The organism is Vibrio cincinnatiensis DSM 19608 (assembly GCF_900167345.1).
In the GTDB taxonomy this organism is placed as follows: domain Bacteria; phylum Pseudomonadota; class Gammaproteobacteria; order Enterobacterales; family Vibrionaceae; genus Vibrio; species Vibrio cincinnatiensis.
The window spans coordinates 17872-35836 of the sequence record NZ_FUXB01000021.1; the positions used below are offsets into that span (position 1 = coordinate 17872).

The 17965-nt window shown below is 44.9% G+C and carries 15 protein-coding genes; 12 read left to right on the forward strand and 3 right to left on the reverse strand.

The genetic code is table 11. From position 1 onward, the window contains the following. Nucleotides 1–24: 24 nt before the first annotated feature. The 3 genes from ccoG to B5D54_RS15545 are packed head-to-tail and all read left to right on the forward strand — an operon-like array spanning nucleotide 25 to nucleotide 3087. A complete protein-coding gene (gene ccoG, locus B5D54_RS15535) occupies nucleotides 25–1422 on the forward strand; it encodes a cytochrome c oxidase accessory protein CcoG (protein ID WP_078927469.1) in 1398 nt (465 codons plus the stop codon). Between the two features lie 48 nt (nucleotides 1423–1470). After that, nucleotides 1471–2457 (forward strand): serine/threonine protein kinase, encoded by a 987-nt coding sequence (locus tag B5D54_RS15540; protein ID WP_078927485.1) that lies wholly within the window; start codon nucleotides 1471–1473, stop codon nucleotides 2455–2457. A 30-nt stretch (nucleotides 2458–2487) separates the two neighbouring features. Next, nucleotides 2488–3087: a thiol:disulfide interchange protein DsbA/DsbL gene (locus B5D54_RS15545; protein WP_078927470.1), complete on the forward strand. Its 600-nt coding sequence runs from the start codon at nucleotides 2488–2490 to the stop codon at nucleotides 3085–3087. Between the two features lie 139 nt (nucleotides 3088–3226). On the opposite strand, the gene B5D54_RS15550 is transcribed toward B5D54_RS15545, so the two are convergent. Beyond that, nucleotides 3227–4753 (reverse strand): YifB family Mg chelatase-like AAA ATPase, encoded by a 1527-nt coding sequence (locus B5D54_RS15550; RefSeq protein ID WP_078927471.1) that lies wholly within the window; start codon nucleotides 4751–4753, stop codon nucleotides 3227–3229. 479 nt (nucleotides 4754–5232) lie between these two features. On the opposite strand from B5D54_RS15550, the gene ilvG reads away from it, so the two are divergent. The 7 genes from ilvG to tusA all read left to right on the forward strand — a co-directional run bounded on the left by ilvG (nucleotide 5233) and on the right by tusA (nucleotide 13138). Then, nucleotides 5233–6879: an acetolactate synthase 2 catalytic subunit gene (gene ilvG / locus B5D54_RS15555; RefSeq protein WP_078927472.1), complete on the forward strand. Its 1647-nt coding sequence runs from the start codon at nucleotides 5233–5235 to the stop codon at nucleotides 6877–6879. Nucleotides 6880–6889: 10 nt separating this feature from the next. Next, nucleotides 6890–7174 (forward strand): acetolactate synthase 2 small subunit, encoded by a 285-nt coding sequence (ilvM, locus tag B5D54_RS15560; RefSeq protein WP_078927473.1) that lies wholly within the window; start codon nucleotides 6890–6892, stop codon nucleotides 7172–7174. An 11-nt stretch (nucleotides 7175–7185) separates the two neighbouring features. Further along, entirely contained in the window at nucleotides 7186–8124 is a 939-nt protein-coding gene (gene ilvE / locus B5D54_RS15565; RefSeq protein ID WP_078927474.1) for a branched-chain-amino-acid transaminase, read from the forward strand. A gap of 14 nt (nucleotides 8125–8138) precedes the next feature. Next, nucleotides 8139–9980 carry a dihydroxy-acid dehydratase gene (ilvD, locus tag B5D54_RS15570; RefSeq protein ID WP_078927475.1) on the forward strand — a complete coding sequence of 614 codons (1842 nt, stop codon included), beginning with the start codon at nucleotides 8139–8141 and terminating at the stop codon, nucleotides 9978–9980. Nucleotides 9981–9985: 5 nt separating this feature from the next. Further along, nucleotides 9986–11515 carry a threonine ammonia-lyase, biosynthetic gene (ilvA, locus tag B5D54_RS15575; RefSeq protein WP_078927476.1) on the forward strand — a complete coding sequence of 510 codons (1530 nt, stop codon included), beginning with the start codon at nucleotides 9986–9988 and terminating at the stop codon, nucleotides 11513–11515. Between the two features lie 149 nt (nucleotides 11516–11664). Then, nucleotides 11665–12645 carry an acrylyl-CoA reductase (NADPH) gene (gene acuI, locus B5D54_RS15580; protein ID WP_078927477.1) on the forward strand — a complete coding sequence of 327 codons (981 nt, stop codon included), beginning with the start codon at nucleotides 11665–11667 and terminating at the stop codon, nucleotides 12643–12645. Between the two features lie 244 nt (nucleotides 12646–12889). Beyond that, entirely contained in the window at nucleotides 12890–13138 is a 249-nt protein-coding gene (gene tusA / locus B5D54_RS15585; RefSeq protein WP_078927478.1) for a sulfurtransferase TusA, read from the forward strand. A gap of 32 nt (nucleotides 13139–13170) precedes the next feature. On the opposite strand, the gene B5D54_RS15590 is transcribed toward tusA, so the two are convergent. Together B5D54_RS15590 and B5D54_RS15595 are read right to left on the reverse strand one after the other, a co-directional pair. Next, nucleotides 13171–13431 carry a hypothetical protein gene (locus tag B5D54_RS15590; protein ID WP_078927479.1) on the reverse strand — a complete coding sequence of 87 codons (261 nt, stop codon included), beginning with the start codon at nucleotides 13429–13431 and terminating at the stop codon, nucleotides 13171–13173. Nucleotides 13432–13544: 113 nt separating this feature from the next. Then, entirely contained in the window at nucleotides 13545–14099 is a 555-nt protein-coding gene (locus B5D54_RS15595; RefSeq protein WP_078927480.1) for a TMEM165/GDT1 family protein, read from the reverse strand. A gap of 415 nt (nucleotides 14100–14514) precedes the next feature. On the opposite strand from B5D54_RS15595, the gene glyQ reads away from it, so the two are divergent. Together glyQ and glyS are read left to right on the forward strand one after the other, a co-directional pair. After that, nucleotides 14515–15432 carry a glycine--tRNA ligase subunit alpha gene (gene glyQ / locus B5D54_RS15600; protein ID WP_078927481.1) on the forward strand — a complete coding sequence of 306 codons (918 nt, stop codon included), beginning with the start codon at nucleotides 14515–14517 and terminating at the stop codon, nucleotides 15430–15432. A gap of 1 nt (nucleotide 15433) precedes the next feature. After that, nucleotides 15434–17500 (forward strand): glycine--tRNA ligase subunit beta, encoded by a 2067-nt coding sequence (gene glyS / locus B5D54_RS15605; RefSeq protein WP_078927482.1) that lies wholly within the window; start codon nucleotides 15434–15436, stop codon nucleotides 17498–17500. Nucleotides 17501–17965: the final 465 nt, after the last annotated feature.

Below are 17965 nucleotides of genomic sequence, written 5' to 3' on the forward strand. Positions count from 1 at the left end.
CATGTCACCAAAAAAGGATGGGGTATGAGTCAAGATAAAATTGACGTTAAAGAGATCACACCAAAAGACCAGCAAGGCGATCGCTTTAACCCAAGTCATCGTATTTACGTACGGGAAAGTAAAGGAACCTACCAACGATTACGCCGTTATGGCGGTTGGTTTTTATTGTTACTTTTTGCATTGATTCCATGGCTCTCTTACGGTGAACGCCAAGCTATTCTGTTTGATCTTAGCCAACAACAGTTTAATTTCTTTGGCACGACACTTTATCCACAAGATCTGACACTGCTTGCTCTCTTGTTTATGATTGCCGCTTTTGGATTATTCTTCCTCACCACTTTTTTAGGCAGAGTCTGGTGTGGTTATCTCTGTCCACAAACGGTGTGGACTTTTATGTATATCTGGTTTGAAGAAAAGCTCGAAGGTGGTGCTAATAAACGCCGCAAGCAAGATTCAAACAAACTCACCGCTCACTTAGCACTACGAAAAACCATCAAACATCTCGCATGGTTTGCCATTGCTCTGGCAACCGGATTTACCTTCGTTGGCTATTTTGTCCCTATCCGAGATCTCGTCATTGATTTTTTCACGTTAGAAGCTTCTTTCTGGGCGCTTTTTTGGGTCTGGTTTTTTGCTCTTTGTACTTATGGAAATGCGGGTTGGATGCGCTCAATTATGTGCATTCATATGTGTCCTTACGCCCGTTTTCAGTCCGCCATGTTTGATAAAGACACCTTTATTGTGGGCTATAATTCAAAACGTGGAGAACAACGAGGCCCTCGCTCACGAAAGTCAGATCCAAAAGCGTTAGGGCTCGGTGACTGTATTGACTGCGATTTATGTGTACAGGTTTGCCCCACCGGAATTGATATCCGCAATGGCTTACAATATGAGTGTATCAACTGTGGGGCTTGTATTGATGCCTGTGACACCACCATGGAAAAAATGGGCTATGAAAAAGGGCTCATTAGCTATACGACCGAACATCGTTTAGCAGGGAATAAAACGAAAGTAATACGCCCGAAATTATTGGGCTACGCGGGTGCATTACTCTTGATGCTTGGGTTATTCTTTGTACAGGTTACCAGTGTTGACCCCGCTGGGTTAACCGTGATCAGAGATCGAAACCAACTATTTAGAACCAATAACAACCATGAGATAGAAAATACTTACACCTTGAAGATCATCAATAAGACCCAGCAACCCCAGACCTATCATTTACAGGTAAGCGGTTTAGTGGATGTCTCTTGGTATGGACGACAACAGGTTAACGTCAAACCAGGAGAAATGGTCAATGTTCCTCTTAGTCTGGGGGTGGCTCCTGAGAATCTTCCCTCAACGGTCACCACAATTCAGTTTATACTCAGCGACAGTCAATCTTTTTCTACCGAGGTAGAGAGTCGGTTTATAAAACCCCTTTAACCTTCGTACACTATGGCAAAGGGCTTAGCAATAAGCCCTTTTAAAACAATGTCTCAAGCAACCTTTCACTTTGATGCTCTGACCCCTGATTTAATCTGGTATGCGTTAGAAAGTATCGGTATTCGTGCTGAATCTGGCTTCTTGGCGCTCAATAGCTACGAAAATCGTGTCTATCAGTTTAGTGATGAGCAACACCGCCGGTTTGTCGTCAAGTTCTATCGGCCACAGCGTTGGAGTAAGGAACAAATTCAAGAAGAACATGACTTTGCACTGGAGCTTGAGGACGCTGAAATTCCACTGGCTCCCCCTCTGGTCATCAATGGATCGAGCTTACATGATTATCAAGGTTACTATTTTGCCCTATTTAATAGCATGGGGGGACGTCAGTTTGAAGTGGATAATGAACAACAACTAGAATGGGTCGGCCGCTTTCTTGGTCGCATTCATAAAGTTGGAGCAATCCAACCTTTTGTCCACCGTCCAACGCTTGGTTTAGAAGAATACCTCTACCAACCGAGAAAGATTCTCGAACACGCTTCTTTTATTCCCTCGCACTTAGAAAATGCATTTTTTAACGATCTCAACCTGCTGATCTCTCACCTTGAACAGTGCTGGCAACCCACTGATAATCTCATTCGCTTACACGGTGATTGCCATCCGGGTAATATTTTATGGCGAGATGGCCCCATGTTTGTTGACTTAGACGATGCTCGTAATGGCCCAGCTATTCAAGATTTATGGATGTTATTAAGTGGAGATCGACAAGAGAAGTTGATCCAATTAGATATTCTGCTTGAAGGTTATCAAGAGTTTTGCGATTTTAACCCCAATCAATTGAAACTAATTGAACCACTGCGTGGTCTACGCATGGTGCATTATATGGCTTGGTTGGCAAAACGTTGGAACGATCCCGCATTTCCACTTGCTTTCCCTTGGTTTAATGATCCAAAATATTGGGAAGGTCAGGTGCTGGCCTTTAAAGAACAGCTTGCCGCATTACAAGAGCCAGCACTATCACTCACGCCCACTTGGTAAACCGCCTCAAAAGAGAATTATGGAGTTAATATGAAAAAGTTGTTTGCACTGGTTGCAACCCTAATGCTAAGCCTTTCTGTACAGGCCGCTCAATTTAAAGAAGGTGTTCACTATAAAGTGCTCGATCTCCCTCATTCAAGCCAACCGAGTGTGAGTGAATACTTCTCTTTTTATTGCCCACACTGCTACTCTTTTGAGCCCGTGATTAAACAATTAAAAGCCCAACTTCCTGAAAAGGTTACCCTACAAAAAAACCATGTTTCATTTATGGGTGGCAAAATGGGTAAATCAATGAGTAAAGCTTACGCAACGATGCTCGCGCTCAATGTTGAAGAACAAATGGTGCCAGTAATGTTTAACCGTATCCATAATCAACGAAAAGCACCTAAAACAGATCAAGAACTGCGTCAAATTTTTATTGATGAGGGAATTGATGGGGCTCAATTTGATGCCGCCTTCAACGGATTTGCCGCCGATTCCATGGTTCGCCGATTTGATAAACAGTTCCAAGATAGCGGGCTAACTGGGGTTCCTGCGGTTATCGTTAATAACCGTTACTTGGTGCAAGCTCAAGGCATCAAAACCATAGATGAATATTTTGAGCTCATCAACCACCTGTTAAGTAAATAATCGATGACGTGAATAATCAACGATAAAAAAGGATCGCAATGCTCCTTTTTTATCGTTGATAGATAGCAAAAAATAACCAGAATATTGAAGTCACGGCTAGATAAGAAGAAAAATCTACACCATCAAAATACGATCAATGTTAGAACACAGCCTGAGCAGATAATTGTTTCAGTAGCCTATCCATAGAACGATAACCTAAAGCTTCAGCCAAATGGGTCCGCTGAATATCCACTTCTCCTTGTAAATCTGCGATGGTCCGTGCCACTTTAATGATGCGATGATAAGCTCGTATTGATAACCCTAAGCGATGTAAGGCACTTTCTAAAAATTCCGCATCTGCTTTATGCAGTCGGCAATACGTCTCTATTTCACGACTCTGTAATAAAGCATTGACCTTACCGCTTCTCGCTATCATTCGCTCTCTCGCCACCAACACACGTTGACGAACTGTCTCTGTATTCTCACCTCGATCCCCCCCTTGAGATAAGGTTCCTTTCGGCAAAGCTGGAATCTCTATCGACATATCAAATCTATCCAATAGTGGACCTGATAATCGGCTTAAATAACGCAAAATAACCTGAGGATTCACCCGAGCCTGATTACCTTCATAGTAGCCTGTCGGGCTCGGATTAAGCGCCCCCACCAATTGAAAGCGAGCCGGAAAACGCGTTTTACCCTGTGCCCGAGAAATAATAATCTCTCCCGATTCAAGAGGCTCTCGAAGCGAATCGAGCACTTTACGCTCAAACTCTGGCATTTCATCTAAAAAAAGCAAACCATTGTGTGCCAGAGAGATTTCTCCCGGCCTTGGAATCGTCCCCCCACCCACCAGTGCAGCCATCGAACTCGAGTGATGAGGCGAACGAAAAGGGCGCAACTTCCAATTATGCTGGTTAATATCTTGCTCGGTGAGCGAAGCAACCGATGCCGTTTCCATCGCCTCTTCATCGCTCATTTCGGGTAATAAATCACACAAGCGTGACGCTAACATGGTTTTACCGGTCCCTGGCGGGCCAAGAAACAATAAGTTATGGCTCCCTGCCGCCGCAATTTCTAATGCACGCTTCCCTTGTTGCTGACCAATAATATCTTGTAGATCGCGTTGATGATTCAACGGTTGATGCTGTTTATTACTTTGAAAAAGCGTCAAGTTTTTCTGACCACACAGATCGGCACAAACCTCAATGAGTGTCTGTGCCGATCTATGCAAGCCCTCACTGACCAGCGCAGCCTGATCGCCATTCTCTTGTGGCACCACTAAACTACGTTTGGCTTTGTGAGCGGCCAAAGCGGCGGGTAAAACCCCTTTCACCCGCCGAATTTCACCGGATAAAGCCAGTTCACCAATAAATTCATAACGCTCAAGATGATTAAGAGGTAATTGTTCTGAAGCGGCTAAAATACCTAATGCGATCGGCAGATCAAACCGCCCACCTTCTTTTGGTAGATCTGCTGGCGCTAAATTTACGGTAATTCGTTTGGCAGGAAATTCAAAGCGAGAATTAATGATGGCGCTACGCACTCGATCCCGTGACTCTTTCACCGTAGTTTCCGGTAGACCAACCAGATTAAATCCGGGCATACCATTACTGATATGAACCTCAACGGTCACCGCTGGTGCTTGAACCCCTATGCTGGCTCGACTATGGATAATCGCAAGTCCCATCACTTTCCTTAGGTATCACAATAAAAAATTCAACAAGCCAGATAAAGAAAATTCAGGCCCTAGAAGAGATATAGCGGCTAAGAACAGTAAAAGAATGTGAAAAAAGAATGAGTTTTTGCTTGTCATGTAACAGAGATGTGTGATACCACTAGAGACGCAAACAATTTCGCACCATAGTACGACAACAAATAGAACAGATATGATGAATTTAAGCGCTCACTTTAACTCACTGATTAGCCTGCTTATCGTGGTCATTATTCGGACCGCGCGGGGGCTTGTGGGCGCAAAATAACACACAGATTCAAAAAAACCCCCGCACTGAAAAGTCCGGGGGTTTTTTTACAACTATTGTGAATAAAAAAGCCATGTCGTTTTATTTTTTGAACATTACATAACAGGAAGAATGGGGAGCCGCACATGACGTGCATAAAAAATATAACCAATGACGGCAACATCGGTTGCCGACAGGGAGGTTTACGATGACAGGAGCACAACTAGTCGTAGCCGCATTAAAACAGCAGGGAATCAAAACCATTTTTGGTTATCCGGGTGGTGCAATCATGCCTATTTATGATGCGCTGTATGATGGTGGGGTCGAACATATCCTATGCCGCCATGAACAAGGGGCCGCAATGGCAGCCATTGGAATGGCCAGAGCAACACAAGAAGTGGCGGTTTGTATGGCTACCTCAGGCCCGGGAGCCACCAACCTCGTCACCGGACTGGCCGATGCTTTTTTAGATTCCGTTCCTTTGGTTGCCATTACCGGCCAAGTCGCCAGCTCTCATATTGGCACAGATGCTTTCCAAGAAATGGATGTGATTGGTATGTCTCTGGCGTGTACCAAACACAGCTACCTCGTTACCGATATTAATGAACTTGCACCCACTTTAGCCGAAGCTTTTGAAGTGGCTAAAACCGGACGTCCTGGGCCAGTTATCGTTGATATCGCTAAAGATGTTCAGTTAGGTCAAGCACCGGTTTCTATCCTGCCCAATTTTACGCCACCAGCGATTCCACAGGTCGACCCTGAACAATTAAGCAAAGCTCAGCAATTACTCGCCCAAGCCAAACGTCCGGTTCTTTATGTAGGTGGTGGTGTCCAACTCGCAAAAGCGACTGAGACCGTGCGCGAATTTTTACGCCTAAATCCCATGCCTTCAGTGAGCACCTTAAAAGGTCTGGGAACCATTGAGCGCCATGATCCTCACTATCTGGGCATGCTTGGCATGCATGGCACAAAAGCGGCAAACTTAGTGGTTCAAGAGAGCGATCTTCTGATCGTCGTCGGGGCTCGATTCGATGACCGAGTGACAGGAAAGCTAGACACCTTTGCCCCTCATGCTCAGGTGATCCATATTGATATTGATGCCGCTGAATTTAACAAGTTGCGTTGTGCTAATGCGGCCTTACGCGGTGATATTAACGTTATTCTGCCACAGCTAGAAACTAGCCAAGATCTCACGCCTTGGGCTCACCATAGTGAAAGTTTACGTCAAGGGTTTAAGTGGCGATATGACCATCCCGGAGACGCCATTTATGCGCCTCTGCTCCTAAAACAGCTTTCCGATATGATGCCGGACTCCGCTATCGTGTCGACCGATGTAGGTCAACACCAAATGTGGGCCGCCCAACATATCCAACCCAGAGCACCTCAAAACTTCATCTCATCGGCGGGGTTAGGCACCATGGGATTTGGATTACCAGCAGCCATGGGAGCATCCGTCGCTCGCCCAGACGATCAATCTATCCTTATTTCTGGTGATGGATCTTTTATGATGAACGTTCAAGAACTAGGAACCCTCAAACGCCGCCAGATCCCGGTCAAAATGGTGCTGCTTAATAACCAGCGATTAGGTATGGTACGTCAATGGCAGTCCCTCTTTTTTGATGGTCGACACAGTGAAACGATTTTGGATGACAATCCTGATTTCGTAATGCTGGCTCAAGCGTTCGATATTCCGGGTAAAACCATCACCAAAAAAGAAGAAGTTGAACCTGCACTTAAAGAGATGCTGGCAAGCAAAACTGCCTATTTATTGCATGTTTTGATTGATGAAGAAGAAAACGTCTGGCCACTGGTTCCACCGGGTGCGTCCAACAACGATATGTTAGAAAACACCTAGGAGACTCACTATGCAAAGATACTTACTGGATATCAAAGCCGATGATAAACCCGTATTGCTAGAGCGAGTACTGCGTGTGGTTCGCCATCGTGGATTTATCATTAAACAAGTGGCCGCAACGCAAAACCACGAAAGCCATATCGCCAGCGTAGAGATCATTGTCGATAGTGATCGGCCAATCACTACGTTGACCAATCAGATTGAAAAATTATGGGACGTTCGTTCTGTTGACGTCACCACCATCAACAGTAACGAATTGCCCAATAACAATTTACAACAAAAAATTTGTGCTTAAGGAAGGCAAACATGGCAACAAAAACTGCAGAGTATATTTGGTTCAATGGTGAAATGATGCCATGGGAAAATGCGACCGTTCACGTATTAACCCATGCGATGCACTATGGCACCTCTGTGTTTGAAGGAGTACGTTGTTATAACACTCCAAAAGGTCCGATCATTTTCCGCCATCGTGAACATGCTCAGCGCTTAGCGGATTCTGCAAAAATCTATCGTTTTCCTATCCCTTACTCAATAGAAGAGATCATGGAAGCGACACGTGAAACACTTCGCATGAATAAACTCGATAATGCTTATATTCGCCCATTAGCGTTTGTGGGGAATGTCGGGCTAGGTGTTTGCCCTCCTAACGACACAGAAATGGATCTGATCATCGCCGCTTTCCCTTGGGGCGCTTATCTCGGCGAAGAAGCGCTAGAAAATGGCGTTGATGCGATGATCTCTAGCTGGCATCGTGCAGCGCCGAATACCATTCCAACAGCAGCAAAAGCCGGGGGTAACTACTTATCCTCTCTACTGGTTGGTGGTGAAGCGCGACGTCATGGCTACGCCGAAGGTATTGCCTTAAGCGTGGATGGCTACCTGTCAGAAGGGGCTGGCGAAAATATTTTCGTCATCAAAAATGGCGTTATTCTTACCCCGCCAACGACGAGCTCCATCCTCCCCGGCATCACCCGTGATTCCATAATGACGCTCGCTAAGGAACAAGGGTATGAAGTTCGTGAAGTCAACATCGCTCGAGAAGCCCTTTACCTTGCTGACGAAATTTTCATGACCGGTACGGCTGCTGAAATTGTTCCGGTACGTAGCGTTGATAAAATCACCGTTGGTTCAGGTAAACGCGGCCCAATCACCAAGGCAATGCAGGAAGCCTACTTTGGCCTATTCAATGGCACCACGGAAGATAAGTGGGGCTGGTTAGATTACGTATACCCACAAGATAAGTAAAAGGACGACAGACAATGCCAAAATATAGATCCGCCACCACAACCCATGGACGTAATATGGCTGGTGCTCGCGCATTGTGGCGCGCCACGGGAGTAAAAGAAGAAGATTTCGGAAAGCCAATCATTGCGGTTGTCAACTCCTTTACTCAATTCGTTCCCGGCCATGTACACCTTAAAGATCTCGGCCAACTGGTTGCTCGGGAAATTGAAGCGGCTGGCGGTATTGCCAAAGAATTTAATACCATTGCTGTCGATGATGGTATCGCTATGGGGCATGGCGGTATGCTCTATTCATTGCCTTCACGGGAACTCATCGCCGATTCGGTTGAGTACATGGTCAACGCTCACTGCGCCGATGCCATGGTGTGTATTTCGAACTGTGACAAAATTACTCCGGGAATGTTGATGGCTTCACTACGCCTGAATATTCCGGTTATTTTTGTCTCTGGTGGTCCAATGGAAGCAGGGAAAACCAAGCTTTCTGATCAAATCATCAAACTGGATCTGGTCGATGCCATGATTCAAGGCGCTGACCCCAAAGTCTCTGATGAACAGAGTGAGCAAATTGAACGCTCCGCTTGCCCGACTTGTGGCTCTTGTTCTGGTATGTTTACCGCCAACTCGATGAACTGCTTAACCGAAGCGCTAGGCCTTTCTCAACCGGGTAATGGTTCACTACTCGCTACTCATAAAGATCGCCAAGAACTATTCTTAAACGCTGGCCGCCGTATTGTAGAACTGACCAAACGTTACTACGAACAAGAAGACTCATCGGCGTTGCCACGTAATATTGCCAACAAAGCTGCATTTGAAAACGCCATGGCGTTAGATATTGCAATGGGCGGTTCAACCAATACCGTTCTACATCTACTGGCTGCCGCTCAAGAAGGTGAAGTCGATTTTGATATGACCGATATCGACCGTATGTCACGTCAAGTCCCTCACTTATGTAAAGTGGCCCCCTCTACCCAAAAATACCATATGGAAGATGTGCATCGCGCTGGCGGTGTGATGGGTATTCTGGGGGAATTAAATCGAGCAGGGCTACTCAATGCGCAGACCAAAACCGTCTTAGGTTTAACGCTCGAAGAGCAATTAGCTCAGTATGACATCATGCAAACTCATTCCGAGCAGATAAAAGAATTCTACCGCGCAGGGCCGGCCGGCATTCGTACTACACAGGCCTTTTCCCAAGATTGCCGCTGGGAAAGCTTAGATGATGATCGCACCGAAGGTTGTATTCGCAACCAAGCTCACGCCTTTAGCCAAGATGGTGGCTTAGCAGTACTAAAAGGCAATATCGCCCTTGATGGTTGCATTGTAAAAACTGCCGGTGTAGATGAAAGTATTCTGACCTTTACCGGACCAGCCGTGGTTTTTGAAAGCCAAGAGACGGCGGTTGAAGGCATTCTCGGTGGTCAGGTTAAAGCGGGTGATGTGGTGGTGATCCGCTACGAGGGTCCAAAAGGCGGACCGGGTATGCAAGAAATGCTTTATCCAACTACCTATCTTAAATCGATGGGACTGGGTAAAGAGTGTGCGCTCCTCACCGATGGTCGTTTTTCTGGTGGCACATCGGGCCTCTCTATTGGCCATGCCTCTCCTGAAGCCGCCAACGGTGGTACTATTGGTTTAGTCAAAACCGGCGATATTATTGCTATCGATATACCAAATCGAACCATTACCCTAAATGTGTCGGAAGCGGAACTGGCAGAACGGCGCGCGAAGCAAGATCAACAAGGATGGAAACCCGAAAGCCGCCAACGTAAGGTCTCTTTTGCACTGAAAGCTTACGCAAGTATGGCCACCAGCGCAGATAAAGGGGCAGTACGCGATAAATCTAAGCTCGAGGGGTAGAGTGAATGAGTTTAACAAGACAAACGGGCTCAGATTACCTACGCCAAATACTCCGAGCTCCAGTTTATGAGGTGGCGCTTGTCACGCCCTTACAAGAGATGCCTCGATTGTCTGCCCGTATCAAAAACCGAGTACAGTTAAAGCGAGAAGATCGTCAACCCGTACACTCGTTTAAACTGCGCGGTGCATATAACATGGTTGCCAACTTAACCGAAACACAAAAACAAGCAGGAGTGATCACCGCCTCTGCGGGCAATCATGCTCAAGGTATGGCACTTTCTGGCAGCCGGTTGGGAATCAAACCCACTATTGTGATGCCCAAAACCACCCCAGACATCAAAGTTGAAGCCGTTCGCGGGTTTGGTGGTCATGTTGTCTTACATGGCAATAATTTTGATGAAGCCAAAGCGGAAGCTGAGCGATTAACCGAACAACACGGCTATACCTTTGTTCCCCCTTTCGATCACCCACTCGTCATTGCAGGTCAAGGCACCATGGGGATGGAAATGCTGCAACAAAATGGGCACTTAGACTATATCTTTGTCCCGGTTGGTGGCGGCGGTTTAGCTGCGGGGGTTGCCGTGTTAGTCAAGCAATTGATGCCTGAAATAAAAGTGATTGCCGTTGAACCTGAAGATTCCGCCTGTTTGAAAGCCGCTTTAGATGCCGGAGAACCCGTCGTGCTAGATCAAGTCAGTATGTTTGCTGATGGGGTTGCGGTAAAGCGCATTGGCGATGAAACGTTCCGTTTGTGTCAGCAATACATTGATGGTCACATTACCGTATCTAGTGATGAAATCTGCTCGGCCGTCAAAGATATTTTTGAAGATACCCGAGCAATTGCAGAGCCATCTGGAGCATTAGCGTTAGCTGGGCTGAAAAAATTTGTTGAAAAACATAATATTGAAGGAAAACAGTTAGCGACCGTTCTCTCGGGAGCAAATACAAATTTCCATGGCTTACGCTATGTCTCTGAACGCTGTGAACTCGGTGAAAAACGCGAAGGGCTGCTCGCCGTCACCATTCCCGAGCGTAAAGGGGCTTTTTTTGAATTCTGCCATATTATCGGTAACCGAGCGGTAACGGAATTTAACTATCGTTACAACGATGATCAACTCGCTAATATTTTTGTTGGGGTTCGATTGCTCGGAGGGCAAGATGAGCTAGACACCATCATCAGTGAATTACGTAGCAGTGGCTATCCTGTGGTTGACTTATCCGATGATGAAATGGCGAAGTTACACGTACGGTACATGATTGGTGGAAAACCCTCCAAACCACTCAAAGAACGGCTGTATAGCTTCGAATTCCCCGAATACCCAGGAGCATTGCTGAAATTTTTAAGCACATTGGGCACCCATTGGAATATAAGCCTATTTAATTATCGTAATCATGGTGCAGACTACGGACGAGTCCTGTGCGGTTTTGAGCTGGAAGAACGTGATCTGTCCCGTTTTTCTGCCCATCTCCGTGAACTGGGCTACCAGTGTAAAGATGAAACGGATAATCCTTCCTACCAATTTTTCTTATCTTAACTCACTCAATGCCAGTCAATGACTGGCATTATTTCTTCTCTAATGCGTTATACGCATAGTACCAATGCTAAAGTTTCATTTTAGTCATCCGCCATTCAGTACTACACTTAGCGACAAATTATCGTTGCTATAGAAATTTGGAGATCGGAATGTTTAATGCCTTAGTCCTTACCCAACAAGAAAAACGTACCCTTGCCGCCGTTGAACAACTGGATGAATCCCAATTACCAGAAGGAGAGGTTTTAGTGGCCGTTGACTACTCTTCCCTCAACTACAAAGACGGCTTAGCCATTACAGGTAAAGGTAAAATCATTCGTCAATTTCCTATGGTACCGGGAATCGATCTGGCGGGAACCGTACTTGAATCTCAAGATACTCGTTATAAAGCCGGCGATCATGTCGTACTCACAGGGTGGGGTGTGGGTGAAAATCACTGGGGCGGCATGGCGCAAAAAGCTCGCCTAAAAGCAGACTGGTTGGTTCCATTAACTCAAAACCTGAGTAGCAAACAGGCAATGATGATTGGAACGGCAGGCTTTACCGCCATGCTCTGTGTACAAGCCTTACTCGATGCCAATATTAAACCAGACCAAGGAGAAATTCTTGTTACTGGAGCCAGTGGTGGTGTCGGTTCTGTTGCTGTCACGCTATTGGCCAATTTAGGCTACCATGTTGCCGCCGTGACAGGACGAGTAGCAGAAAACGGACCTTTACTTGAAAAACTCGGAGCCAAACGCATTATCGATCGTTCAGAATTCGAACAACCGGCTCGCCCATTAGAAAAACAGATCTGGGCCGGAGCCATTGATACCGTTGGCAGTAAAGTCTTAGCAAAAGTCTTAGCGCAAATGGATTACAACAGCACCGTGGCTGCTTGTGGTTTAGCCGGTGGCTTTGATTTACCCACAACCGTCATGCCATTTATCTTACGTAATGTCCGCCTACAAGGGGTTGATTCTGTATCTTGTCCAACGGAAAAAAGAATCGCTGTATGGGAAAGCCTTGCTAAACTTTTACCCGCCAGTTATTTCGAGCAAGCCTGTAATGAAATCACCCTAGAACAAGCACCACAATACGCGAAAGCCATTACCAATGGCCAAATTACGGGTCGCGTTGTGATTAAGCTGTAAATATTCGTTGGAAGCCAATATCGTTTCATAAATTACGAACAAAAAAATCCCGCCTTTCGGCGGGGAAGCCCAAGAAAACTAGGAATAATGTCGGAATAAAGCTAAGTGTCGCACAATTACAATGTTAAGTAATTGTTAATTAAATTATACCATTTTGATCTCTTTGCCAAGAGTTTATTGAATATTTTTCCTTCGCCAGTATTATCTATCTCTTAATTGTCATATCTATATCTTAGGCTCGACCATGAATTTTGATCCTGAATTAGCCACGCTAACATTAGAAGCGCAAGGATTACGCTGCCCCGAACCCGTGATGATGGTCAGGAAGACAATTCGAAATATGCAAGAAGGGGAAGTATTGCTGATCACGGCAGATGATCCCTCAACAACGCGAGATATCCCTAGTTTTTGCCGCTTTATGGATCACCAGTTGATTGCCGCACAAACCGAAGCTCTGCCCTACCAATACTTGATAAAAAAGGGAATGGCTTAACACGATAAAGGCAGCTTTACGCTGCCTTTTTTCTATTCTTGATATTCGATAGAACGAATATCAGCTTGTAATTTTTTCAGTTGCTGCTGCATGCTTCTTAACTCATCATGCAATGGAATGATGTAAGCAACACGGATCCACGCTTCCACGGTTAACCCTGCCATAATAATGGCACCGATAACCATCGGTAACCACATATTGGTCAATACCATTCCCAACAAAGTTAATAACAAACCAAAAGAGAATAAGTAACTCTGACTTTTAGCGCTCATTCCTATATAACGTGCCAGCATACATACACCCTCTTTTTACAATCGTTACTGATAACCCTAGCACGACTCGTATGACACGAATATGGCAGATATCACGCTCTCGCACGCTTTTGGTGTAGAGCGTGATCTAGAACTTAAAATAGCACCGCTCCCATCGCTAGAGCAAAGAAAAGACCCGCAGCTATTTTTCGAATTAAAGCGAGTGGCATTTTATCAGCAGAGAGTTTACCTATGACAACCACAGGAACATTCGCCAATAACATTCCAACCGTCGTCCCAATAACCACGAAAAGTAATGCATCAGCGTATTGCGCCCCTAAAATTGAAGTGGCAATCTGGGTTTTATCGCCAATCTCTGCAATAAAAAATGCGATAAAGCTAGCCACAAAAGGACCTCGATTAGATATCCCTTCATCCTCGTCCAACTTATCAGGAATCAATACCCACCCAGCCATCAACAAAAAGCTCACCATCACAACCCATTTTAAATGTTCAGGGGAAAGGTAATCAGCCACAACCACGCCCAACCATGCTGCTAAAGCATGATTAGCAATCGTTGCCAAGAAAATAGCAATAATAATAGGAATGGGTTTTCGGTATCGGCTAGCAAGTAGCAAAGACAGTAACTGGGTTTTATCCCCAATTTCGGCTAACGCAACAGTAGTAATTGAAATAGCTAAAACACTCACGACAGGCTCATTGGGGCGGGATTATGATAACCATAGACAAACGCAACGCCCCACCCCGGTTCGTTTTGTTTGCCTAAGGTCTTGCTAAACTCAAGTGGATTTTGAGTCTCGAACGCCACAGTGATTTTTCACCAATTATGTTGACGAACGAATCAAACAACGCAGATAAGTTGTTCGATAAGCTACTCCCCAAAGACATAAGAATTCTATCCAGCTTTGCTGATAATCTCAACAGATAAATGGTCCACATTCCCTAACTCACATCGTTTATATTCTCTGATAGGCGAAAACTTAGCTAAAAGTCATTTCTGGTGATTAATTAGTCAACATTACCTCTACTTTGTCAGGGAATAACTCGGTATACTTGATTGTTATTTTTTATCAATTCAGACAGAAGAATCGCGCGAACCTGACTATGCAAAAATACGATATCAAAACCTTTCAGGGTATGATCCTCGCGCTGCAGGATTATTGGGCCCAACAAGGCTGTACCATTGTTCAACCATTAGATATGGAAGTAGGCGCTGGTACCTCTCATCCGATGACATGCTTACGTGCACTTGGCCCTGAGCCTATTGCTACAGCCTATGTTCAGCCTTCACGTCGCCCAACGGATGGTCGTTATGGTGAGAACCCTAACCGTCTGCAGCACTATTATCAATTTCAGGTGATCATCAAACCCTCACCAGACAACATTCAAGAACTCTATCTAGGTTCACTAAAAGTGCTCGGTATTGACCCACAAGTTCACGATATTCGTTTCGTGGAAGACAATTGGGAAAACCCGACTCTTGGCGCTTGGGGGCTAGGCTGGGAAGTTTGGCTAAACGGCATGGAAGTCACTCAATTTACCTACTTCCAGCAAGTCGGTGGGCTTGAGTGTAAACCCGTGACCGGTGAAATTACTTACGGAATTGAGCGCTTAGCCATGTACATTCAAGGTGTTGATTCTGTATATGACTTAGTTTGGACAGACGGTCCATTAGGCAAAGTCAGCTATGGCGATATCTTCCATCAAAATGAAGTAGAGCAATCAACGTACAACTTTGAACATGCAGATGTTGATTTCTTATTCACCTTCTTCGATCAGTGTGAGAAAGAGTGTAAACATCTACTTGAACTCGAAAAACCGCTCTCTTTGCCTGCTTATGAACGCATCTTAAAAGCGGCTCATGCGTTTAACCTCTTGGATGCACGTAAGGCCATTTCGGTAACAGAACGCCAACGTTACATCTTACGGATTCGCAACCTAACCAAAGCCGTGGCAGAGGCCTATTACGCCTCCCGTGAAGCGTTAGGTTTCCCTATGTGTAAAAAGGGTGAGGAGAAATAACATGGCAAAAGAATTTCTTATTGAGCTCGGCACAGAAGAGCTACCACCAAAACAATTACGAACTCTCGCAGAAGCATTTACCGCGAACTTTTCAGCCGAATTAACGGCGGCTGATCTGGAATTCCAAGATCTAAAATGGTTTGCAACCCCTCGTCGTTTAGCGTTAAAAATCACACAACTGGCTGAACAACAAGCAGACAAAGTTGTTGAGAAGCGTGGCCCTGCAATTTCTGTTGCCTTCGACACCGAAGGAAACCCAACCAAAGCAGCACAAGGCTGGGCTCGAGGTAATGGAATTACAGTTGAACAAGCAGATCGATTAAAAACCGAACAAGGTGAGTGGCTACTTTTCAAACAAGAAGTTAAAGGTCAAGCGACCAAGCAAATTATTGTTGAGTTGGCGGCTAAAGCATTAGCTAACTTGCCTATCGCCAAGCCGATGCGTTGGGGAGATAAAGAAACCCAATTTATTCGTCCAGTAAAAACCCTTACTATTTTACTCGGTGATGAACTGATTGAAGGCAAAATTTTAGGCGTTCCATCAACTCGAACCATTCGTGGTCATCGCTTTATGGGTGAAGCTGAATTGACTATCGAGGATGCAGCACAATACCCAGCCCTCCTAGAAGAGCGCGGTAAAGTCATTGCTGATTATGATACTCGTAAAGCCATAATCATTGCTGAAGCTCAAAAAGCGGCACAAAAAGTAGGTGGAACAGCAGATCTAGAAAATGACCTCGTTGAAGAAGTTACTTCTTTGGTCGAATGGCCTGTCGTACTTACGGCAAAATTTGAAGAAAAATTCTTAAAAGTACCGTCCGAAGCCTTAGTTTATACAATGAAAGGTGACCAAAAATACTTCCCAGTATACGATGCCAATAAGAACCTACTACCTAACTTTATCTTTGTTTCAAATATTGAATCCAAAGAACCTCGGCACGTCATTGAAGGAAATGAAAAAGTCGTTCGACCTCGCTTAGCGGATGCTGAATTTTTCTTCAATACCGACCTAAAAAGTAAGTTAGTGGATCGTCTTCCTCAACTTGAAACCGCCATATTCCAACAACAACTTGGTACGATAAAAGATAAAACAGACCGTATTACCGAGCTAGCTGGTTATATTGCCGAGCAAATCGGTACCGATGTCGAGAAATCTAAACGAGCTGGCCTATTAGCAAAATGTGATCTAATGACCTCTATGGTCTTTGAGTTTACTGATACTCAAGGCGTAATGGGTATGCATTATGCATGTTATGACGGAGAAGCCGAAGAAGTGGCGGTTGCGCTCAACGAACAGTATATGCCTCGTTTTGCAGGAGATGAACTCCCAACAAATGGCGTGTCTGCAGCTGTCGCTATTGCAGATAAGTTGGATACTATTGTTGGTATCTTTGGTATTGGCCAAGCCCCTAAAGGGAGCGATCCTTTCGCATTGCGCCGAGCCTCATTAGGTGTCTTACGTATCATCGTTGAATATGGCTACCAACTTGATTTAGTTGATCTTGTCGCAAAAGCAAAATCGTTATTTGGTGATCGACTCACCAATGCCCAAGTTGAGCAAGATGTGGTTGAATTTATGCTTGGTCGTTTCCGTGCTTGGTACCAAGATGAAGGATTTAGCGTGGATATCATCCAAGCCGTATTAGCCCGTCACCCAACGAAACCCGCCGATTTCGATCAACGAGTCAAAGCCGTTTCTCATTTCCGTGAACTAGAAGCCGCTGAAGCACTAGCCGCAGCAAACAAGCGAGTTGGTAATATACTGGCTAAATTTGATGGCGAACTTAGCACCGAAATTGATCTTGTTCTTCTACAGGAACCAGCTGAAAAAACTTTAGCTGAACGCGTAGAAGTGATGAGTGAAGCATTAGAACCTGCATTTGCGAGTGGCAATTATCAACAAGCATTAAACAAGTTATCTGAGCTGCGTGAACCTGTGGATGCTTTCTTTGATAATGTAATGGTCATGGCTGATGATGAAGCTTTGAAGAAGAACCGTTTAACATTACTAAATAATCTACGGAACCTCTTCTTACAAATTGCCGATATCTCATTACTACAAAAGTAAACGATCATATCCATAACACATCAGGAGCCTAGAGGGCTCCTTTTTTATATTCAACATACATCCACAATCAAAATTATCCCAAGCCATATAGGATTTGAGTCTATCGATGTGTGATCAAGCTTCCTCCCTTCCCTACTCACCATAATTAAACCCTATAGAAATAGAACAAGTGTGGAGTTGGTTAAGACAACACTATCGAGCCAATCCGTCTTTTGCGGATCACGGAGACATTGTCTCCAAAGTATGTCGGGCTTGGAATAGTTTTTTGGAATGCTCGACCAGAGTCAGACAGATGTGTTCGAGAAGGTGGATAGAGCTGACCCGTTAATTTTCCAGATTGGTATAACATGGATAGAAATCAGACAGTGGTGCAATAGGCCGAGATGTAAAATTGATAAAGATAAAAATAAGAAAACCTTAACATCTCTGTTAAGGTTTAAGTGATATGGCAGGGGTGGAGAGATT